This is a genomic window from Streptococcus sp. S1 (assembly GCF_034137685.1).
Lineage (GTDB): Bacteria > Bacillota > Bacilli > Lactobacillales > Streptococcaceae > Streptococcus > Streptococcus dentalis.
Genome location: NZ_CP139418.1, coordinates 1,336,349 through 1,358,615 on the forward strand (window position 1 = coordinate 1,336,349; position 22,267 = coordinate 1,358,615).

At 41.8% G+C, this 22,267-nt stretch carries 16 protein-coding genes; all 16 read left to right on the top strand.

Annotated features, from left to right (window positions below; translation table 11 throughout):
* The first annotated feature begins 16 nt into the window (after window positions 1-16).
* The 16 genes from SM121_RS06535 (at window position 17) to yihA (ending at window position 22,140) form a co-directional block, all read left to right on the top strand.
* A complete protein-coding gene (locus SM121_RS06535) occupies window positions 17-436 on the top strand; it encodes a hypothetical protein (protein WP_151378847.1) in 420 nt (139 codons plus the stop codon).
* On the top strand, window positions 429-2,147 hold the full coding sequence (locus SM121_RS06540; RefSeq protein WP_151378848.1) for an Mbeg1-like protein: 1,719 nt from the start codon (window positions 429-431) through the stop codon (window positions 2,145-2,147). Before SM121_RS06535 ends, SM121_RS06540 begins: the two co-directional genes overlap by 8 nt.
* A complete protein-coding gene (locus SM121_RS06545; RefSeq protein WP_049514126.1) occupies window positions 2,131-2,439 on the top strand; it encodes a hypothetical protein in 309 nt (102 codons plus the stop codon). The genes SM121_RS06540 and SM121_RS06545 overlap by 17 nt, the downstream gene beginning before the upstream one ends.
* Before the next feature lie 24 nt (window positions 2,440-2,463).
* Window positions 2,464-2,772 carry a hypothetical protein gene (locus tag SM121_RS06550; RefSeq protein WP_151378849.1) on the top strand — a complete coding sequence of 103 codons (309 nt, stop codon included), beginning with the start codon at window positions 2,464-2,466 and terminating at the stop codon, window positions 2,770-2,772.
* A gap of 238 nt (window positions 2,773-3,010) precedes the next feature.
* Window positions 3,011-3,385 carry a DUF1149 family protein gene (locus SM121_RS06555; RefSeq protein WP_003001888.1) on the top strand — a complete coding sequence of 125 codons (375 nt, stop codon included), beginning with the start codon at window positions 3,011-3,013 and terminating at the stop codon, window positions 3,383-3,385.
* Between the two features lie 3 nt (window positions 3,386-3,388).
* Complete coding sequence (locus SM121_RS06560) at window positions 3,389-4,237, top strand: DegV family protein (RefSeq protein WP_320910686.1); 849 nt, start codon at window positions 3,389-3,391, stop codon at window positions 4,235-4,237.
* A gap of 10 nt (window positions 4,238-4,247) precedes the next feature.
* On the top strand, window positions 4,248-5,015 hold the full coding sequence (gene dapB / locus SM121_RS06565; protein WP_045759494.1) for a 4-hydroxy-tetrahydrodipicolinate reductase: 768 nt from the start codon (window positions 4,248-4,250) through the stop codon (window positions 5,013-5,015).
* Complete coding sequence (locus SM121_RS06570; protein WP_320910687.1) at window positions 5,012-6,223, top strand: CCA tRNA nucleotidyltransferase; 1,212 nt, start codon at window positions 5,012-5,014, stop codon at window positions 6,221-6,223. The genes dapB and SM121_RS06570 overlap by 4 nt, the downstream gene beginning before the upstream one ends.
* The gene (locus SM121_RS06575; protein ID WP_003001799.1) at window positions 6,220-8,088 is read left to right on the top strand and encodes an ABC-F family ATP-binding cassette domain-containing protein; all 1,869 of its coding nucleotides are present in this window, start codon (window positions 6,220-6,222) and stop codon (window positions 8,086-8,088) included. The genes SM121_RS06570 and SM121_RS06575 overlap by 4 nt, the downstream gene beginning before the upstream one ends.
* A 9-nt stretch (window positions 8,089-8,097) precedes the next feature.
* Entirely contained in the window at window positions 8,098-8,616 is a 519-nt protein-coding gene (locus SM121_RS06580) for a hypothetical protein (protein WP_003001684.1), read from the top strand.
* Between the two features lie 86 nt (window positions 8,617-8,702).
* On the top strand, window positions 8,703-9,662 hold the full coding sequence (locus SM121_RS06585; protein ID WP_003001791.1) for an ROK family glucokinase: 960 nt from the start codon (window positions 8,703-8,705) through the stop codon (window positions 9,660-9,662).
* A gap of 90 nt (window positions 9,663-9,752) precedes the next feature.
* Window positions 9,753-10,592 (top strand): thymidylate synthase, encoded by an 840-nt coding sequence (locus SM121_RS06590; RefSeq protein ID WP_003001599.1) that lies wholly within the window; start codon window positions 9,753-9,755, stop codon window positions 10,590-10,592.
* A gap of 203 nt (window positions 10,593-10,795) precedes the next feature.
* A complete protein-coding gene (locus SM121_RS06595; RefSeq protein ID WP_320910688.1) occupies window positions 10,796-19,429 on the top strand; it encodes a CshA/CshB family fibrillar adhesin-related protein in 8,634 nt (2,877 codons plus the stop codon).
* A 146-nt stretch (window positions 19,430-19,575) separates the two neighbouring features.
* Window positions 19,576-20,085, top strand: a complete 510-nt coding sequence (locus SM121_RS06600; protein WP_151378851.1) for a dihydrofolate reductase — start codon at window positions 19,576-19,578, stop codon at window positions 20,083-20,085.
* 208 nt (window positions 20,086-20,293) lie between these two features.
* Window positions 20,294-21,526, top strand: a complete 1,233-nt coding sequence (clpX, locus tag SM121_RS06605) for an ATP-dependent Clp protease ATP-binding subunit ClpX (RefSeq protein WP_003001797.1) — start codon at window positions 20,294-20,296, stop codon at window positions 21,524-21,526.
* Window positions 21,527-21,537: 11 nt separating this feature from the next.
* Complete coding sequence (yihA, locus tag SM121_RS06610) at window positions 21,538-22,140, top strand: ribosome biogenesis GTP-binding protein YihA/YsxC (protein WP_003016353.1); 603 nt, start codon at window positions 21,538-21,540, stop codon at window positions 22,138-22,140.
* Window positions 22,141-22,267 lie beyond the last annotated feature (127 nt).

Consider the following 22,267-nt stretch of genomic DNA (forward strand, 5'->3'; position numbering starts at 1 on the left):
TCAAGGAGGCGAGATAATGAAAAAAAGAAAACTTGTCATTTTTTTTGCAATAACTTCTGTGTTAGTGGGAGGTACAATTATGTCTATTCAGAAACAAAATATCTTTTCAAATGGTACTCAACAAAGCAAGCAACTTAGCACGAAAGAGAAGCAATTGGCTTATTTACAGAAACACGAATACAAAATCGAAAATTTTGTAAAATCTCAAAACCCAAAGATCGAATCAGTTCAAATTGATTGGGAAGAGACAAAATGGGATGAGATAGGAAATGGTACTCCACAAGGAGGTGGCGAAATTGTTCAGGTCTATGGAGGATTTAATAATATATCAAACTCAAGCTGGAGTGCGATTATTAAATTTAAGGATAAAAAAATTTTAATTGATTATATCGGAATGGGTAGCCCTTTACGTATTGGAGGTGAACTGCTTGACTAATAGTAATTTAAGAACTTTTGATAATTTTTACTCAAATTTAGCTCAGTCAGCTTATCGAGGACGTCCGAATCTTTTTGCTTATGAAAGATTGACTAAAGAGGAAATAAAAGTATTAGATTCAGGGAAAGCGTTGGAATATGATTTTTCACGTGATAATAAATTTTATAACGATGATAAAAAAGAATGGGAAATCACCACCGGAGGTAAAAATCTTCCTAATGGTGGAAAAGTCTATTTGCAACCAGATCCTGGTTTGCATACTGTAGACGAGATGTTGGATCTTCAGGTCCCAAACCCTAATGGTGGATATCATAAAGAAACATATACCATCAATCAGTATCAAAAGGGTCTTTTAACTGATGAGAAAGCAGGGTTTAATGCCTATTATTTAACAGATACTCCAACCTTAGGTAAAGATACTAAGAAAACCTATATGGCCATTCGGGGAAGCGATGGAATGAGATTGTCTACTTGGAACGACTGGGTCGATAACGACGCTCAGTTTGCGATTAATGATAGTCATATACCACAAGCGAAGTTGGCTACAAAAGGATTGAAAGAAAAAATAGCTGAAATGAGCAAAAAAGCTCCGAATGCTCAAATGGATCTTGCCGCTCACTCACTTGGGACTATGGTCTCTGTCCAAGGTATAGCTGATCTAAGTAATCAAGAGTTGAAAAAAATTGGCAAAGTAGTTTTGCTTGATGGTCCAGATACGACAAAGAGTTTAAAGAAAATGGGCCTTAGTGATGAAAAGATCAAATTAATCAGTGATAAAGTAGAATACTATGTCAATCCCTTTGATATGGTAAGTATGCTTAATCGAGAACATACTATTACTAAATTACCTGGTGATGGGAAGGAGCCTCTTAAAAAGCCTGTTGGCAAAGTCAATATCATTGTCCCCCTTTATTATACTGAAAGTTTTGATGCAGAAAGTTCTCATGATTTTGGTGTTTATCAACCGGATGGAAAAGGGAATTTCTTAACAGCTTCAGAAGATTTTCATCCGGAGTTGCTTAGGGCTGGTGAAAAGTTTGCTCGTTTGATTGCATCATCATTAGATGCTGCAAAAAAGTTAGGAATTAAAGGAAATGTAGCTTTAAATATTTTCAGTTCAATTGTTACAGGTGACATTAGCATCAGGCTCCCTCTTGGAATTTCAGTCTATGAGAATTTTAAAAAGCAGTATGGAGAAATCGTTAGGGAAGCACGTTTAGAATCTATTAAATGGGATCGTGAAGCTATTCCTAGATATCAGGAACAACTGAGAAGTGGAAATTTGACAGGTGAGGAAAGAATTTTGATTCGAGCTCGTTTACTTCAGACATCCTCACAGTTAGCTATTTTTGAGACAGAAGATAAGGTTGAGAATGTAAAGAGTTACCTTTCAAATGCTAAAGAAGAAATTCAAACCATTTTAAATAATACAAACTCGGAAGCGATAGGGTTAGCCACTTATTTAACGAGCTCAGAAGTCACAGCTTTGCTCTCTGATTTCAATATCTCACGTTTTTGGGATGAAGGAATTGAGGGTAAAACGGAAAAAGCAGCTGGAGCTTTTCTAACGCAAATTGAGCAATTGGGTACAACTTTGGTGAGAGCTAGTGGTACATTTGAAGTTGTGGATACACAACAAGCTGAGGATTTTAATAGTTTACTAGCAGATGTAAAAAATAAATGGAGGAGTAAAAATGTTGATGCTGGATGATTCTTTGCTAACAAAAGAGAGTCTAGAAAGAGAATATAGAGAAAGGATGAAAGAACAGGAACGCCAGGCGATTCGTGCTATTATAGCAGTTAAGACACTCCTGATTATAGCTAAAGGAGTAGAGTTATCAAAGAAATTAGATGACATAGCTTCTGAGATGCAGGAGTATACGTCTAAGACTTTTGTAAATAATATTAAGGGAGGATTTGAAGGGAAGGCAGCAGAAGCTACAGAGACCTATTTGACTCAGACAATGAAAAAGCCTGATCTAAAAAGTCCTATTAAATCCTGAATAAGAAAGTTGAGAAAGTTAGTAATGGATAAAAAAGAACTACAGAAAATAGAAGACGACCACATGTATAAACTACGTGAGTTAGAACGTCTGGAGTTTGATTTAGATTACTATTATCATAGGTTTGACAGAGACACAGAGAATATAATAGAGTCTGTTTCTTATGCATGTAGAGGGGAGTATGCTGTTGAAATACAATCCTACATTTTTGAAATTGAGGAAAATTTGGATAACTATCGTAAATTGTATAATGCTCGCATTGACGATGTATTGGACTTACGTTCTAAAGAGAATAAAAATTTCTATAGAAAGTTAGAAGAAAATAAAATTTAGAAAATAAGAAACGAGAACGAAATATAAATTCTATTAACATTACTATACTAAAAAAGATAATCGACTTAATAAAGCTGTGTGTTAGTGGAGCAAAATTCGTTATCCTCTGTCTTATGAAAGGCCAAACTTCCCTGGCCTTTTCTTCTTGTACTAGCGAAAAAATCACCTCATTCGGCGTTGGTATCTTGAGCTGAATTATGATATAATAAGCCTATCGCATATTTTTAGGAGAATAAAAATGGATATTCAACGTGAAAAAGAATTTGTCAGCCAATACCACTATGATGCTCGTAATTTTGAGTGGGAAAAAGAAAATGGCATCCCTGAAACAAAAGTAGATGTAAACTTTCAATTGATCAATCGTGATCAAGAACAAAACACGACTTCTTTGATTGTCATCTTGAGCTACATGATCGTTTTTGACGGTTTTGTGATCAGCGGAACCATCACTCAAATCAACCACTTGTTTGGTCGTTATGTCAATGAACCAAGTGAATTCAGCAAAGACGAAGTGGAAGAATTGGCTCGCCCTTGCTTGAATATGCTCAACCGTTTGACTTATGAAGTCACAGAAATTGCCCTCGATTTACCGGGTATTAATTTGGAGTTTTAATCAATGAAATTAGCAGTGATCACGGATTCGTCTGCCTATTTACCGCAAGACGTGCTCCATCACGACGACTTATTTATTTTAGAGATCCCGATCTATATCGATGGGGAGTCTTATGTTGAAGGGAAGAACCTGACACACGATGAGTTCTACCAAAAGATGGCTGCGTCCAAGGAATTGCCAAAGACTAGCCAGCCGAGTGTGGCAGAGTTAGAAGAAGTCTTATCTGGTTTGACAGCTAAGGGCTATACGCATGCTATCGGTCTTTTCTTATCATCTGGTATTTCTGGTTTCTACCAAAATATCCAATATTTGAAGGACGAATTTGAAGGCTTGACCGTTGAATTTCCGGACTCAAAAATCACCAGTGCTCCATTAGGAATGATGGCAGAAGACTGCTTGAAATGGGCTGGTGAAGGTCGTTCTTTCGATGAGATTGTTGCCAATGTCCAACACCAGATTGATGGAACTTCTGCCTATATCATGGTAGATGATTTGAACCACTTGGTTAAAGGTGGTCGTCTGTCAAATGGGGCTGCTATTCTTGGAAACCTCTTGAGCATCAAGCCTATTCTTCATTTTAATGATGAAGGCGTGATTGAGGTCTTTGAGAAAGTCCGGACGGAAAATAAAGCCATGAAACGCTTGGTAGAGATTGTTGTCTCAGATATCGCAGATGGTCATTACCAAGTCTTTGTCATCCATGCCAATGTCCCTGAAAAAGCAGAAGCACTTCGCCAACTACTCATTGAAGAAGGAGTGGAAGGTGACATTCCTTTTGCGACTTTTGGAGGGGTTATTGGGACGCACTTAGGTGACCATAGCTTAGCAGTTGGGTATATCCCTATCGTTTAAGGAGAATTCTATGTCCATTAAAGTCATTATCGCAGGTTTCAAGGGAAGAATGGGACAAGCAGCTTACAAGATGGTTTCAGAAGATCCTGAGCTAGAATTAGCTGGCTTGATCGATCCATTTACTGATGAGACAGAAGTTGCAGGAGTCCCTGTCTTTAACCGCAAAGAAGATGTTGTGGGTCTAGAGGCAGATGTTTGGGTCGACTTTACCATGCCCAAGGTCGCTTATGAGAATACTCGCTTTGCAATTGAGAATGGCTTTGCGCCTGTTGTAGGAACGACTGGATTCACTCCCGAGCAGATCCAAGAATTGACAGACCTTTCACGTGAAAAGGGCTTGGGTGGCTTGATCGCACCGAACTTTGCCATTGGAGCTGTGCTCTTGATGCAATTTGCAGCGCAAGCAGCCAAGTATTTCCCGAATGTAGAAATTATCGAATTGCACCACGATAAGAAAAAAGATGCACCGAGTGGAACAGCGATTAAGACCGCTGAGTTGATCTCTGAGAAGCGCGAGAAGATCCAGCAAGGTGCAGCAGATGAAGAAGAGTTGATGCCTGGAGCAAGAGGAGCAGAGTTTGAAGGGATGCGCATCCATTCGGTTCGATTGCCTGGCCTAGTGGCTCACCAAGAGGTGATTTTTGGTAGCCAAGGCGAAGGCTTGACTCTCCGACATGATTCCTATGATCGTGTTTCCTTCATGACAGGAGTAAATCTAGGGATTAAAGAAGTTGTCAAGCGTCATGAGCTTGTCTATGGTTTGGAACACTTACTATGAGATTAGAAAAGATGCCTTCTGAGTTTCAGGAGGCTTTACCAATATTAGAGAAGATTAAAGCAGCTGGTTTTGAGGCCTATTTTGTCGGGGGATCTGTTCGAGATGCCCTCTTGGATCGTCCAATTCACGATGTCGATATCGCTTCCTCCTCATACCCAGAAGAGACCAAGGCGATTTTTGATCGCACAGTAGATGTCGGTATCGAACATGGGACCGTCTTGGTCCTTGAAAATGGGAAAGAATATGAAATTACGACCTTCCGGACGGAGGATGTCTATGTGGATTATCGCCGTCCAAGCTCCGTGTCTTTTGTACGCTCACTAGAAGAAGACCTCAAGCGCCGTGATTTCACCGTAAATGCCTTTGCCTTAAATGAAAAAGGAGAAATTGTTGACCTCTTTCATGGACTAGAAGATTTAGAAAACAAGGTCCTTCGGGCGGTTGGTCTTCCTCATGAACGGTTTAACGAAGATGCACTCCGGATCATGCGAGGCTTTCGTTTTCAAGCCAGTCTTGGATTTGAATTAGAAGAGGCAACTTTTGACGCTATGAAGGAGTGTGCGCCATTACTTGAGAAGATTTCCGTAGAGCGCACCTTCATCGAGTTTGATAAGCTCTTGATTTCTCCATACTGGAGACAGGGCTTGGAGGCTATGCTAGCAAGTGGAGCCTATCACTATCTGCCAGAGATGAAGGATCGTAAAGAAGCGATCGAGCGGTTGTTTGACATAGAGTTGGAGTATACCTTTTCAACTTCTGAGCAAGCCTGGGCTGCTTTGGTCTTAGCACTAGAGATTCAAGATATTCCAAAATTCTTTAAGAAATGGAAGACCTCTAGAGACTTTGCCAAGACGGTGGAGCAGATCGTGGAGATTCTTAAGCTCCGAGAAAATGGAAGTCTAGACAAGCGTGCCTGCTACAAGTATGAGAAGCGTTTGTTGCTAGTGGCTGAAGAGCTCCGGGAAGCCTATGCCTTGAGTGTGGATTATTTGGCCATCGAGCGCGTTTATGATAGCTTAACCATTCATGATAAGCATGAAGTGGTGGTCAATGGCGGTATCCTGATCAAAGAATATGGTTTTCAACCAGGTCCAGCCTTAGGAGAGATGTTGACAAAAATAGAATATGCCATCGTCGATGGGGAACTGGCCAATGAAAAAGAAGCCATCATTGCCTATATCCAGCAAGTAAAAGAGGAGGAAAAATGAGCGATTTTATTGTCGATAAATTAACCAAATCTGTCGGAGATAAGACTGTCTTTCGTGAGATTTCCTTTATCATTCACGACTTGGATCGGATCGGATTGATCGGGGTCAATGGAACCGGAAAAACCACTCTGTTAGATGTATTGTCAGGTCGCTCTGGCTTTGATGGAGATGTGAGTCCTTTTTCTGCCAAGAGTGATTATACGATTGGCTACTTGACGCAGGAACCAGACTTTGATGATCAAAAGACGGTTCTGGATACGGTGCTATCTAGTGATTTGCGTGAAATGCGGCTCATTCGCGATTATGAATACTTGATGGCGGAATACCGAGAAGAGAACCAAGCCCGTCTTGAAAAGGTCATGGCGGAGATGGATTCGCTTAATGCTTGGGAAATCGAGAGTCAGGTCAAGACAGTCCTTTCTAAACTTGGAATTGAAGATTTGAACGCAAAAGTTGGGGATCTATCTGGGGGCTTGCGTCGTCGAGTGCAACTGGCCCAGGTTTTGCTATCTCACCACGATCTGCTCTTACTAGATGAGCCGACCAACCACCTAGACATTGATACCATCGAATGGTTGACCAATTTCTTAAAGAACTCTAAGAAAACGGTGCTTTTCATTACCCACGATCGCTATTTCTTGGATAATATCTCGACACGGATCTTTGAGTTGGATCGAGCTAGCTTGATCGAGTATCAGGGCAACTACCAGGATTATGTCCGCTTAAAGGCTGAGCAAGACGAGCGTGATGCAGCCCTTCTTCATAAGAAGCAGCAACTCTATAAGCAGGAGTTGACCTGGATGCGGCGTCAACCCCAGGCGCGTGCGACCAAGCAACAGGCGCGGATCAATCGATTCCATGATCTCAAACAAGACTTGTCTGGTCAAAGCAACCAGACGGATTTGGAGATGAACTTTGAGACCAGCCGGATCGGAAAGAAAGTCATCGAGTTTAAAGATGTGAGTTTTGCTTTTGAAAACAAGCCGATTTTACAGGATTTTAACCTCTTGGTGCAGAATAAGGATCGCATTGGGATCGTTGGAGATAATGGCGTCGGCAAGTCCACCCTACTCAATTTGATCGCAGAGCGACTACAGCCACAGTCTGGGCAAGTCATCATCGGGGAAACTGTGCGGGTGGCTTATTTCTCTCAACAGATTGATGGTTTGGATGAGAGTAAGCGCGTGATTAATTTCCTCCAGGAAGTTGCTGAAGAAGTGAAGACGACCGTTGGGACGACTTCAATAGCAGATCTCTTGGAGCAATTTCTCTTCCCACGTTCTATGCACGGAACCTTAATTGAAAAACTCTCCGGTGGGGAGAAGAAGCGGCTCTTTCTCTTAAAACTCTTGATCGAAAAACCCAATGTGCTTCTCCTCGATGAGCCAACCAATGACTTGGATATCGCAACCTTGACGGTTTTGGAAAACTTCCTTCAAAACTTTGGAGGTCCCGTCATTACCGTTAGCCACGACCGCTATTTCCTAGACAAGGTTGCAAGCAAGATCCTGGCTTTTGAAAATGGGGGCATTCGTGAGTTCTTTGGAAATTATACGGATTACCTAGATGAAAAAGCCTTTGAAGCAGCTCAAGTAACGGCCAGTCACAAGGTTGAAAAAGAGAAATCTGTCAAGCCAAAAGAAGAGAAGAAACGCATGAGCTATATAGAGAAGCAAGAGTGGGCGAGCATTGAAGCAGATATCGAAGCCATTGAAAATCGGATCGCAGAGATTGAAGTGGAGATGAATGAAAACGGCTCTGACTTTGGCAAATTGTCAGCCCTTCAAAAAGAATTGGATCAGGAAAATGAGCGACTACTTGAGAAGTACGATCGCTATGAATATCTGAGCGAATTAGATGAATAAGGAGGCCCTATGAATCAATTGAACCGGATATCCCTTGGGATTTCAGCCACTATTTTTACTATTATCGGTATCGTCTTGTTTATCAATCCGATTGAGCACATCGGCTCGTTTAGCTGGTTGATTTCCTGTGGTTTCTTTTTAATCTCCCTTTCGCGTTTTTCACGCTATTACCGATTGCGTCAGGCTGGTATCATTCAGCAGCAACAGCTCTTTCATAGTATGGTCGCCTTGGTTTTTGCGATCTACTTACTGCTGTATGGCTACAAGACCTTGCCGATTGTCTTTCCCGTTACCTTAGGAATCTGGCTCATCTATCGTTCGATTATGAACTTCCGAAAAGCCAATTTTTACTCGAGGAAGGTTGAAGAACTGTCTAAGCGTTATATTTTCTTTGCCTTGCTACAGCTCTTCATCGGTTTATTCTTAATTGTTAGTCCGCTTTCGATTAGCGTCTTTCTATTAAATATTATTGGCTTGATTTTCCTCATTTTAGGATTTCAATCCTTTAGTCTCTTGTTAAAAAGTTAAGAAAAGTTACGTGCAAACCTTTGCGTTTGATAAAAAGTCTGATATAATAGATCTGTAAGTGTTTACAAGTTTGAAAGGAGTTACAGATGTCTAAAAAAATTATTGGGATTGACCTAGGGGGAACTTCAATTAAGTTTGCCATCCTTACTTTGGATGGGGAAGTTCAAGAAAAATGGTCTATTAAAACAAATATCTTGGATGAAGGTAGCCATATCGTAGAAGATATGATCGAATCCATCGCACATCGCTTGAAGATGCTTGGGCTTGATGCTTCTGAGTTCCAAGGAATTGGAATGGGATCACCTGGTGTCGTTGACCGTGAAAAAGGTACAGTTATCGGTGCCTACAACTTGAACTGGAAGACCCTTCAACCAGTCAAAGAAAAGATCGAAAGTGCCCTTCATATTCCATTCTTTATCGATAATGATGCCAACGTTGCTGCTTTGGGTGAACGTTGGAAAGGGGCTGGTGAAAACCAACCAGATGTCGTCTTCATGACACTTGGTACAGGTGTCGGCGGTGGTATCGTCGCTGAAGGTCGTCTCTTGCACGGTGTACGTGGAGCTGCTGGTGAGCTTGGTCACATCACTGTTGACTTTGATGATCCAATCCAATGTACCTGTGGTAAGAAAGGCTGTCTTGAAACGGTTGCATCTGCAACTGGTATCGTCAACTTGACTCGTCGTTATGCCGATGAGTACGAAGGGGACTCTCAATTGAAAGTCTTGATCGACAACGGAGAAGAAGTAACGGCTAAAACGGTCTTTGACCTGGCAAAAGAAGGCGATGCTCTTGCTTTGATCGTATACAAGAACTTCTCACGTTACCTTGGACTTGCTGCAGCCAATATTGGTTCAACCTTGAACCCATCTAAGATCGTTATCGGTGGTGGGGTATCTGCGGCTGGAGACTTCCTCTTGGATGGCGTGCGCAAGGTCTTTGAAGAAAACTCATTCCCACAAGTACGTGAATCTACTCAATTGGCGCTTGCTACTTTGGGAAATGACGCCGGTGTTATCGGTGCTGCATCCCTTGTATTACAATAAGATGAAAAGGAGATCTGGCTCGTGCTAGGATCTTCTTTTTTTCTGTATCCTGTGATATAATGAAGACAAAACTGGATTCAAGGAGAGTATATGACAAAAGCAGATACAATTTTTAAAGAAAACATTCGAAAAATCATGGAAGAAGGGGTCTGGTCAGAGCAGGCGCGTCCTAAGTACAAGGATGGTAGAACGGCCAACTCCAAGTACATCACAGGAGCCTTTATGGAGTTTGACCTCTCAAAAGGCGAGTTTCCTATCACGACCCTTCGTCCCATCGCGATTAAATCAGCCATCAAAGAGATGCTCTGGATCTACCAGGATCAGTCGAATAGCTTAGACCTGTTAGAAGACAAGTACAATGTCCACTACTGGAATGATTGGGAAGTAGGGGATAGTCGTACCATCGGTCAGCGCTATGGTGCTGTGGTCAAAAAGCATGACATTACCAATAAGATCCTCAAACAATTAGAAGCCAATCCTTGGAATCGCCGCAACATCATCTCGCTCTGGGATTATGATGCTTTTGAGGAGACAGAAGGACTCTTACCATGTGCTTTTCAGACCATGTTTGACGTGCGTCGGGTTGATGAAGAGATCTATCTAGATGCGACCCTGACCCAGCGTTCAAATGATATGTTGGTAGCCCACCATATCAATGCCATGCAATATGTAGCTCTTCAGATGATGATTGCCAAGCACTTTGGCTGGAAGGTCGGAAAGTTCTTTTACTTCATTAATAACCTTCATATTTATGATAATCAATTTGAACAGGCTGAAGAGTTACTCCGTCGGGAGCCTTCAGATTGTCAGCCACACTTAGTTTTAAATGTAGCAGATGGAACCAGTTTCTTTGATATCAAACCAGAAGATTTTGAACTGGTCGATTACGATCCAGTGAAGCCACAATTGAAGTTCGATCTTGCGATCTAGTGATAAATTAATGCTTTTTATACCTCTATCTATGAGGAAATTTATTTTACAGTAAACAGAATCAGCGCTAAAAATTTTTACTCATTTTTGAGTTAAAATGTTTCAAGTATCGTTCGGTTTTTGTTAAAATAGATAAGGTTTTGAAAAACAAAACAATTACAATAAGAAAGTTAATTAATAGATAAAGATGGAGGCCTATTAAATTGGGGAAAGACTTATTTAATGATCGTATTAGCAGATTCTCGATTCGTAAATTGAATGTGGGTGTTTGCTCAGTACTTTTGGGGACACTTGTCATGGTTGGGACTTCCGCAAGTGCAGCAGCAGAAGAAAATACAGATACGACAAGTGAAAGTGTAGCAGCAGTTGCAACAGCGTCAGAAACGCCCGCAACTTCAACAGCTACTTCAGCAGCATCAACTTCTGAAACAACTAGCACAGTAGCCACAACGTATGAAGCAAGCCCAGCTGTTACTGCAGCATCAACTTCAACAGCACCTGCTTCAACTAGTGAAGCAAGTAGCACAAGTACAGCAGCCTCAGCAACTGCAGCTACACCAACCGCTGCAACACCAAAATTAGAAGCAGCTACGCCAGCAAACAAGGCAGCAGAAACAGCTTCAACCACTACAGATAAGAAAGAAGAAACAACTCTTTCAGCTGGACAAGGTGCAACAGCAAACAATACAGTCGCAACGGAAGAGACAGCCAACACTTCTCGCCGTCGTACTCGTCGTGCTGTGGGTGACCCAAATGATCCAAGCTTGATTGGGGATGACGTTGAAGACGCAACTTCAACTCCAAAAGTTGAAAAACCAGGATTTACAACAGATATTGATGCCAAATCTATGGCTAGCCAAATCTCATGGTTGGACTTTGGAGATGTAGCTAACTGGACAGGAACTACTACAGTATTAGTTCCTAAAAGTGAAACTAAACCAACTGAGGACTTAGAAGAAAAATTGGCTCTTCAAGTTGGGTCTACCTATACCAAGGAAATCATGCCTGGTTATGTAGTTACTGTAAAAGTCAAATCCTTGAAACCTTTCCAAGCGACTGAAATCTATAAGAAACGGATGGAAAATCAAGGGGCTACAGAAGTAGAAAAAGCAACCTATGATCCAAATGCAAAAAATGGTTATGTAAGTGGAGTCACTTCAACAGCTGCTAGGCAAGCTTTTAACAATGGTGAAGAGGCCAAAGTCATAGCTGATGCGCAAAATAATTGGACTGAAATCAGATTTGAGAACATTGATACGAAAACCAAGAAGACTACCATAAGTTCAGCTTTGAATGGTGGAAATATTGGAGTTCAGTTTGAAATCTCTGCAACCTTCCGTGGTAAGACAGTTAAGCCAGCTATTGTTATGGCTGATGGGGAGTCTGCTAACCCAGGTGAATTAGTTATGTTTACTACCAATGGAGAAGGTTGGCAGCATATTGGAGAATGGAAAAAGTTTACCAGACCAAAAACTTCTGTAACTTATGAACCACAAGATACTGAAAATCTTTTTGGACCTAATCCTAAATTTAATAATACCAACTTAAACCAACTTCGTAGATCTACTGAAGTTGGACCAGAAAAGAAACCAGTAGCTTGGAAGTATTTTGGAAATCCTGACCAAGTTACGGGTGGTCTAGGAACCGGTATATTTGGACCTAACATTTCTGAAGGAAATAGAACAGTTCCAATTGTGATGACGCGTGGTGCCTCTGAAGTGGGGCTTTATGTCGCTTCAGGTGGTAAACAGTCAGCAATGCTAGGATTCTTCCCAATTGATGAAGGGGATGCTCCTGAGTCATACGGAAAAGCTATGCATACCATTGCAACTGTAGATGGTGTAACTGGTGCTAAAGTAAATCAACCATATATTGGTAATGTGAGCCCAGATATGGATGAGAATACTGCTCTTGACTGGTTCGGTGATGATAAGGCAACTACGGCCGATGAAGGAATTGACCAATTGCTTCCAGATGAGCTTAAAGGTACAACCAATGAGATGATCAAGATGGATCGTACACGCCCAGGTAACTACAAGTTGTCAATAGAAGCCCATACAGATGGAGCTTCAGAAGCTTATATCTACGGTTGGATAGACTTTAACCAAAATGGTACCTTTGATGAAGATGAACGCTCTGATCTTGCAAGAATCACAAATGACGGCACCGTTGAGTTGACCTTTGCAAAGAGCAAGACTTATATCGACCCTAGCGTTAAAGAACTAGGTGCTCGTGTTCGTATTGCCAAGAAAGCTACCGAGATTGAGAGCCCAACTGGTATGGCCTTCTCAGGGGAAGTGGAAGACTTCAGAACTCAAATTACGCACCCACCAAAAGGGGAATTCAAGGAAACAAGTGGTCTTCAAGGGGCGAAGCAAACTGCAACTGTAACCTTTACAGCACGTGGAGAACACAAGTATGAGCTTAATTCTAGTGCCGTTATTGACGAAACGGTAGAACCATACATCGTTGATAAAGATGGCAACCGTGCAACTCTTGATGCGGACGGTTACTATGTCGTTCCAGGACAAGGTAAGTACAAGATTACTGCCAACGGTAAGGACGTAGACGTTGAATTTATCCCAGAAGATAACTTCCTTGGAACAGCTGATGGTATTTCTATCCGTCGCTCAGATAACAACGGTTATGATACTGGTTGGTCAACAAAATTCCCAGATCAAGAACCAAACATTAATGGTCAGTTGAATACCATGGATGGTCAATACGTTCCAACAGTCACTCCAATTGAAATCGAAGGAGTTGACAAAACTTCAACTGATGTTCAAGGTGCGACTCAAAAAGAAACTCCGACCTTTAACACAACTGCGACAAACTCAAATGGTGACAAGATTGCAATCACTCCAAGTGCAGAATATCCTGCTAAGTTGGTAGATCCTGCCACAGGTCTCACTACTGATGCGCCATCTGTAACAGTTGAAGGGGAAGGAACTTATACGATTAATCCTTCAACGGGTGAAGTAACCTTCACTCCAGATCCAAGCTTTACTGGTACAGCCAAAGGTGTGGATGTTTCATTGTCAGCGCCAGTTGGTAGAAATAAAGATGGTAAGATCCAACAGGACTACATCAAGACTGCAACAGCTAAGTACACTCCAACTGTAACTCCAATCACCGTGACTCCAACAGACAAAGTTTCTGCGGATATTCAAAACGTTCCACAAACTCAAACTCCTACATTTGAGTTGAGCAACGACAAGACTGCTGAAATCACAAGCAAGAAATTGGTAGATCCAGCCACTGGCCAACCTACTGATGAAACTACTGTGACAGTAGCAGGTGAAGGAAGCTATACAATCGATCCAACGACTGGAGCTGTGACATTTACACCAGAAAAAGACTTTGTTGGTACTGCTAAAGGCGTAACTGTTCAGGCAACTGCTACCATTACAAATGCTAATGGTAAGACTGCAACCATTACTTCTGATGCGACTTACACACCAACTGTTGTGCCTGCAGTTCCAACTGCAAACCCAGCAACTTCTAAAGATGTGCAAGGTGCAACACAAACAGGGACACCAACCTTTGCAGGAACGACTGTCCAAGTAAATGGTGAAGATAAAGCTATTACGATTAAAGACAATAGCTATACACTCTTGGATAATGACGGGAACGAAGTTTCAAGCACACCAGCTTACGCAGAAGATGGTACAACACCAATCGGTACCTTCACTATTGACCCAGCAACTGGTCAAGTAACCTTCACACCAACTGATAAATCTTATACAGGTAAAGTAACTCCAGCTAAGGTTCAAGCCGAAAGTTCAAACGGTATCAAAGTTGATACAACTTACACACCTGAAATCGTTCCAGTAACCCCAACTGCAACACCAGCAGAAACAACAGACATTCAAGGTGCAACTCAAACAGGTAAACCTGAATTCAAGGGTGGAACCGTAACGGTTGATGGCGTTGAGAAAACTGTTGAAATCAACGAAGATGTTCCAGCAACATTTGACGATGGATCCACAACTAAGACAGTTGAAGGTGTTGGTACTTACACAGTAGCAGCTGATGGTACAGTTACTTTCGTTCCAGAAAAATCATTCGTCGGAACTGCACCAGCAGTGACTGTTGTTCGTGAAGATAAGAACGGAACGAAAGCTTCTGCAACCTACACACCAACAGTATTACCTGTGACACCAACTGCAACACCAGCAGAAACAACAGACATTCAAGGTGCTACTCAAACAGGTAAACCAGTATTTACTGAAGGCGATAGCCGTGTACCAATGAATGATGATGTTCCAGCAACATTTGACGATGGATCTACAACTAAGACAGTTGAAGGTGTTGGTACTTTCACAGTAGCAGCTGATGGTACAGTTACATTTGTTCCAGAAAAATCATTCGTTGGAACTGCACCAGCAGTAACCGTTGTTCGCGAAGATAAGAACGGAACGAAAGCTTCTGCAACTTATACACCGACTGTTACTGCAGTAACCCCAACTGCGACACCAGCTGAAACATCAGGCGTTCAAGGTGCTACTCAATCAGGCAAACCAACCTTCACAGAAGGTGATAGCCGTGTACCAATGAATGATGACGTTCCAGCAACATTTGACGATGGATCCACAACGAAGACAGTGAAAGGCGTTGGTACTTACACAGTAGCAGCAGATGGAACTGTAACTTTTGTTCCAGAACCAAACTTTACTGGTATTGCCCCAGCGGTAACCGTTGTTCGTGAAGATAAGAACGGAACAAAAGCATCAGCAACTTATACACCAACTGTAAATCCAGTCACTCTTACTCCAACCAATAAAGTTTCTGAAGACATTCAAAATGTACCTCAAACAGAAACGCCTACATTCGCTTTAAGTGATGATGAGACTGCTCAAATTACAAGTAAGAAGTTGATTGACCCAGCAACAGGTCAACCAACAGATGAAACAACAGTAACTGTTGAAGGTGAAGGAACTTATACAATCGATCCGACTACAGGAGCAGTGACTTTCACACCTGAAAAAGACTTTGTTGGAACTGCAACTGGAGTGAAAGTCCAAGCGACAGCGACGATTACCAATGCAGATGGTAAGACTGCAACCATCACTTCAGATGCAAGTTACATACCAACAGTTGTAGCAGCTGTTCCAACAGCTAACCCAGCTACATCTAAAGATATCCAAGGTGCTACTCAAACAGGAACACCAACTTTTGAAGGTGCAACTGTTCAAGTAAATGGTCAAGATAAAGCGATCACGATCAAAGACAATAGCTACACACTTTTGGATAATGATGGTAATGAAGTTTCAAGCACACCAGCCTTTGCTGAAGATGGAACAACACCAATTGGTACATTCTCTATCGACCAAGCAACTGGTACTGTAACTTTCACTCCAACTGATAAATCTTATACAGGTAAAGTGACTCCAGTTAAGGTTCAAGCTGAAAGCTCAAACGGTATCAAGGTAGATACAACTTACACTCCAGAAATTGTTCCAGTAACCCCAACTGCAACACCAGCAGAAACAACAGATATTCAAGGTGCTACTCAAACAGGTAAGCCTGAATTCAAGGGTGGAACTGTAACGGTTGATGGCGTTGAGAAGACTGTTGAAATCAACGAAGCTGTTCCAGCAACATTTGACGATGGCTCAACTTCTAAGACAGTTGATGGCGTTGGTACATATACAGTAGCAGCAGACGGAACTGTAACCTTTGTTCCTGAGAAATCATTCACAGGTAAAGCACCAGCCGTAACTGTTGTTCGTGAAGATAAGAATGGAACTAAGGCAACTGCAACGTACACACCAACTGTAACTCCGGTAACCCCAACTGCAACACCAGCTGAATCAACAGGTGTTCAAGGTGCTACACAAACTGGTAAGCCTGAATTTACTGCAGGCGACAGCCGTGTGCCAATGAACAATGATGTTCCAGCAACATTTGATGATGGTTCAATTACCAAGACTGTTGACGGCGTTGGTACTTATACAGTAGCAGCAGACGGAACAGTTACATTTGTACCAGAAAAATCATTTGTTGGTACTGCACCAGCGGTAACAGTTGTGCGTGAAGACATGAACGGAACTAAAGCTTCTTCAACTTACACACCAACTGTAACTCCTGTCACACCGACAGCGACACCAGTTGAAACAACAGGTAAGCAAGGTCAAACTCAAACAGGTAAGCCTGAATTTACTGAAGGCGACAGCCGAGTACCAATGAACGATGACGTTCCAGCTACTTTCGACGATGGCTCAACTACCAAGACAGTTGATGGTGTTGGTACTTACACAGTAGCAGCAGACGGAACTGTAACCTTTGTCCCTGAGAAATCATTCACAGGTAAAGCACCAGCCGTAACAGTTGTTCGTGAAGATAAGAACGGAACTAAAGCTTCTGCAACTTATACACCAACTGTGACACCAGTAACTCCAACAGCAACTCCAGCTGAATCTACTGGACCTCAAGGCCTTGTTCAAACTGGAACTGTAACCTTTACTGAAGGTGATGAAGTAGCTCCAATTAACAAGGATTCGATTACTCTTCTTGATGAAAATGGTCAACCAGCAGCATCAGTAGAAGCGAAATCACCAGCAGGTGATGTAATCGGTACATACACAGTTGATAAAGATACAGGTGTAGTGACCTTCACACCAACGGATAAATCATACTCAGGTAATGTTGTCCCAGTTAAGATTCAAGCAGCTGATACAAATGGAACTACAGTAGAAACAACTTATACACCGAAGATTACTCCAGTTGTCCCAACTTCTGAAGATGTTACATCGACAGATATTCAAGGTCAAACACAATCTGGTAAACCAACCTTCACCGAAGGAAATCCAAATGTTCCAATCGATGAAGATACACCAGCGACCTTCGAAGATGGTTCAACCACTAAGACAGTAGATGGCGAAGGAACTTACACTGTTGCTCCAGATGGAACCGTAACCTTCGTACCGGAAAAATCATTCACTGGAACTGCTACAGGCGTAACAGTGAAACGTGTTGATAAGAACGGTACTGAGATCACAGCGAAGTACACACCAACTGTGACACCAGTAACACCAACAGCTGAACCAGCAACATCTACAGACATCCAAGGTGCAACTCAAACAGGTAAGCCTGAATTTACTGAAGGCGATAGCCGAGTACCAATGAACGATGACGTTCCAGCTACATTCGATGATGGATCAACTACGAAGACTGTAGATGGCGTTGGTACTTACACAGTAGCAGCAGACGGTACAGTAACCTTTGTACCAGAAAAATCATTCGTTGGAACTGCACCAGCCGTAACAGTAGTTCGTGAAGATAAGAACGGAACAAAAGCTTCTGCAACTTATACACCGACCGTAACACCAGTTACACCAACTGCAGAAGATACAACATCTACTGACAAACAAGGTCAAACGCAAACAGGTACACCAACCTTCACACCAGGTAATCCAAATGTTCCAATGGATGATGATACTCCTGCAACATTTGAAGATGGCTCAACTACGAAGACCATTCCAGGTGAAGGAACTTACACTGTTGCACCAGATGGAACCGTAACATTTGTTCCAGAAAAATCATTCACTGGAGAAGGCACAGGCGTAACGGTGAAACGTGTTGATAAAAACGGTACACCAGTTACAGCTAAGTACACACCAACTGTGACACCAGTAACTCCAACAGCTAAGCCAACAACATCTACTGACATCCAAGGTGCAACACAAACTGGTAAACCTGAATTCACTGAAGGTGACAGCCGTGTACCAATGGACGATGATGTACCTGCAACATTCGTTGATGGTTCAACGACTAAGGTTGTTCCAGGTGAAGGAACTTACACAGTTGCTCCAGACGGAACAGTAACCTTCGTACCAGAGAAATCATTTGTCGGAACAGCATCAGGTATCGTGGTTCAACGTCAAGATAAGAATGGTACAGTTGCGAAAGCAATGTACACACCAACTGTAACGCCTGTTACACCAACTGCAAGTCCAGCAGTATCTACTGATGTGCAAGGTGCAACTCAAACAGGTAAACCTGTATTTACTGAAGGTGACAGCCGTGTTCCAATGAACGACGATGTTCCAGCAACCTTTGAAGATGGTTCAACTACGAAGACAATTCCAGGTGTTGGTACATACACTGTAGCAGCAGACGGAACCGTAACCTTCACACCAGAACCTGAATTCACTGGAACTGCACCAGCTGTAACAGTGGTTCGCGAAGATGTGAATGGAACAAAAGCTTCTGCAACTTACACACCAACTGTCCTTCCAATCACTAAGTTTGTTGATAAAGAAGGTAAGGAAATCCCAGGATATCCTGCAGTTGATGGAGAAGAACCAAAAGCTGAAATTCCAGGTTACCGCTTTGTAGAAACGAAGAAATTGCCTAATGGTGATACTGAACACGTCTATGAAAAAGTTACGACTTCATATGTAGACGAAAATGGGGATCCAATCCCAGGTAACCCAACAGAAGATGGGGAACAACCGAAGAAGGATATCCCAGGTTATGACTTCGTGAAGACTGTTGTAGATAAAGATGGAAACACTCAACATATCTACAAGAAGACTGTGACACCAACTCCAATGCCGGATCCAACTCCGACACCAGAGCCACAGCCACAGCCTACTCCACAACCAACACCAGAACCACAACCACAACCTACTCCACAACCAAAACCAGAAGAACCAACGATTCCTGTCGTTCCAGAAACGAAAGAAGAAGTGAAGTATATTGATCCACAAAATCCTACTGCACAACTTCCAAACACAGGAACAAAAGAATCTTCTACTGCTGGTCTTGCGATCATTAGCGCTTTAGCAGGTCTCTCATTATTCGGATTTGCAAAACGCAAAAAAGAAGACTAAGCTAACTTGTGGCTAAGAAAAACCGCGAAAATCTCGCGGTTTTTTCTGTTTGTATTTAAAAAAATATCCTCCAAACTAGATAGTTGAAATCAGTCTTTTATAAGAAAATTTGATAAAATAGAAGTATCAGTGTAAAGGATGAGAGAATGAAAAAGATAATTGGTATCTGGGCTCAAACTGAAAACGGCATTATTGGAAAGGACCAAGTCATGCCTTGGCATCTGCCAGCTGAGCTTCAGCATTTCAAAGAAACGACCATGGGGCAAGCAATTCTTATGGGAAGAGTGACCTTTGATGGTATGAAAAAACGGGTTCTACCAGGTCGGACCAGCATTATCTTAACGCAAGATCAAGCCTATGATCCTGAAAACGATGCTGTACTCGTCATGCACAGCAAAGAAGAAGTCTTGGACTGGTACCAGAACCAAGAGAAGAATCTTTATATTATCGGTGGCAGTCAGATTTTAAAGCTCTTTTCTGACCAGTTAGAAGAATTGATCCAGACCATGATTCATGCGGATATTGATGGCGATACATTGGCACCGAGATTTGAAGAGAACCGCTATGAAAGAGTCCGTCAAGTCCATCATCCGAAAGATGAGAAGAACCCATATGATTTTACGGTCAACTATTATAAGAGAAAGGATTTAGACTAATGGAGCGAAGTGTCTTTGGTTTTTTTACAGCTGTCCTATGTGTCATCTGTTTGATTTGCGCCTTACAAACCTTTCGTAAAAAACGGTTCGGCCTCGCTATTTTATTCTTACTAAATGCTTTTACCAATCTTGTGAATTCTATCCACGCCTTTTACATGACCTTATTTTAAACTAAATAGAAACAGAAAATGACAGAAAGAGGAAATACATGCCAACGAATCAAAATAATGATATGATGGTTTATTGTTCATTTTGCGGAAAGAGTCAAGATGAAGTCCAAAAAATCATTGCAGGAAACAACGCGTTTATCTGTAATGAATGTGTCGAGTTAGCACAAGAAATTATCCGTGAGGAGCTAGCAGAAGAAGTTCTTGCAGACCTTAGCGAAGTTCCAAAACCAATCGAATTGCTCAATATCTTGAACCACTATGTCATCGGTCAAGATCGTGCCAAACGTGCTCTTGCTGTAGCGGTATACAACCACTACAAACGCATCAACTTCCACGATACGCGCGAAGATGAGACAGATGTTGAATTGCAAAAATCAAACATCCTCATGATTGGTCCTACTGGTTCAGGTAAGACTTTCTTGGCCCAAACCTTAGCACGTAGCTTGAATGTCCCATTTGCCATTGCAGATGCAACAGCCTTGACAGAAGCTGGTTATGTGGGTGAAGACGTTGAAAATATTCTCTTGAAACTTCTTCAGGCAGCTGATTTCAACATCGAACGTGCTGAACGAGGCATTATTTATGTCGATGAAATTGATAAGATTGCTAAGAAAAGTGAAAATGTCTCTATCACACGTGACGTTTCTGGTGAAGGGGTACAACAAGCCCTCTTGAAGATCATCGAAGGAACCGTCGCTAGTGTCCCACCTCAAGGGGGACGTAAACATCCTCAACAAGAAATGATCCAAGTGGATACCAAGAATATTCTCTTCATCGTAGGTGGAGCTTTTGACGGGATCGAAGAAATTGTTAAGCAACGTCTCGGTGAAAAAGTCATCGGTTTCGGTAAGAACAATAAAGCCATTGATGAATCAAGCTCTTACATGCAAGAAATCGTGGCAGAAGATATTCAAAAATTCGGGATTATCCCAGAATTGATCGGACGTCTTCCAGTCTTTGCTGCTCTTGAGCAATTGACAGTTGACGACCTTGTCCGTATCTTGAAAGAGCCACGCAATGCCTTGGTAAAACAATACCAAACCTTGCTCTCTTATGATAATGTTGAATTGGAATTCGATGATGAAGCTCTTCAAGAGATTGCCAATAAAGCTATCGAAAGAAAAACAGGAGCTCGTGGACTTCGCTCCATTATCGAAGAAACGATGATGGATGTCATGTTTGAAATTCCAAGTCAAGAAGATGTCAAACTTGTTCGAATTACAAAAGAAGCTGTAGATGGAACTGAAAAACCAATTCTCGAAACAGCCTAGAAAGATAAAATATGGAAATTAACACACATAATGCGGATATCCTCTTAAGCGCTGCAAATAAGAGTCATTATCCTCAAGATGAGATTCCAGAAGTTGCACTTGCCGGTCGATCCAATGTCGGCAAGTCTTCTTTTATTAATACTCTCTTAAATCGAAAAAACCTGGCCAGAACATCTGGCAAACCAGGAAAAACTCAATTGCTCAATTTCTTCAATATTGATGATAAACTCCGCTTGGTAGACGTACCTGGTTATGGCTATGCACGTGTCTCTAAAAAAGAACGCGAGAAGTGGGGACGGATGATTGAAGAATACCTCACCAGCCGTGAGAACTTAAAAGCAGTCGTTAGCCTAGTCGATTTTCGTCATGAACCTTCTGCAGATGATGTCCAGATGTATGAATTCTTAAAGTACTACGAAATTCCAGTGATCTTGGTAGCAACTAAGGCAGATAAGATTCCGCGTGGAAAATGGAACAAACATGAATCGATCATCAAGAAAAAACTAGATTTTGATCCTGCTGACACCTTTATCGTCTTTTCTTCTGTAACTAGGGAAGGATTAGAGAAGTCATGGGATGCTATTTTAGAAAATGCGTTTTACGAAATAAATTGAAATGACATGAAAATGTCATTTTTGTTTTGGATTTATCTCGCAATTGTAATACAAGTGTAATATAAGTGTCTTTGTTTTCTTCTATTTATATGGTATAATCTCTATAAAGATAAAAGATGATAAAAAA

Coding starts and splice junctions, on each gene's coding strand:
- yihA (WP_003016353.1), top strand. CDS start 21,538: ATGGAAATTAACACACATAATGCGGATATCCTCTTAAGCGCTGCAAAT.
- SM121_RS06550 (WP_151378849.1), top strand. CDS start 2,464: ATGGATAAAAAAGAACTACAGAAAATAGAAGACGACCACATGTATAAA.
- SM121_RS06600 (WP_151378851.1), top strand. CDS start 19,576: ATGAAAAAGATAATTGGTATCTGGGCTCAAACTGAAAACGGCATTATT.
- SM121_RS06570 (WP_320910687.1), top strand. CDS start 5,012: ATGAGATTAGAAAAGATGCCTTCTGAGTTTCAGGAGGCTTTACCAATA.
- SM121_RS06535 (WP_151378847.1), top strand. CDS start 17: ATGAAAAAAAGAAAACTTGTCATTTTTTTTGCAATAACTTCTGTGTTA.
- SM121_RS06555 (WP_003001888.1), top strand. CDS start 3,011: ATGGATATTCAACGTGAAAAAGAATTTGTCAGCCAATACCACTATGAT.
- SM121_RS06575 (WP_003001799.1), top strand. CDS start 6,220: ATGAGCGATTTTATTGTCGATAAATTAACCAAATCTGTCGGAGATAAG.
- SM121_RS06545 (WP_049514126.1), top strand. CDS start 2,131: ATGTTGATGCTGGATGATTCTTTGCTAACAAAAGAGAGTCTAGAAAGA.
- SM121_RS06560 (WP_320910686.1), top strand. CDS start 3,389: ATGAAATTAGCAGTGATCACGGATTCGTCTGCCTATTTACCGCAAGAC.
- SM121_RS06585 (WP_003001791.1), top strand. CDS start 8,703: ATGTCTAAAAAAATTATTGGGATTGACCTAGGGGGAACTTCAATTAAG.
- SM121_RS06580 (WP_003001684.1), top strand. CDS start 8,098: ATGAATCAATTGAACCGGATATCCCTTGGGATTTCAGCCACTATTTTT.
- SM121_RS06590 (WP_003001599.1), top strand. CDS start 9,753: ATGACAAAAGCAGATACAATTTTTAAAGAAAACATTCGAAAAATCATG.
- dapB (WP_045759494.1), top strand. CDS start 4,248: ATGTCCATTAAAGTCATTATCGCAGGTTTCAAGGGAAGAATGGGACAA.
- clpX (WP_003001797.1), top strand. CDS start 20,294: ATGCCAACGAATCAAAATAATGATATGATGGTTTATTGTTCATTTTGC.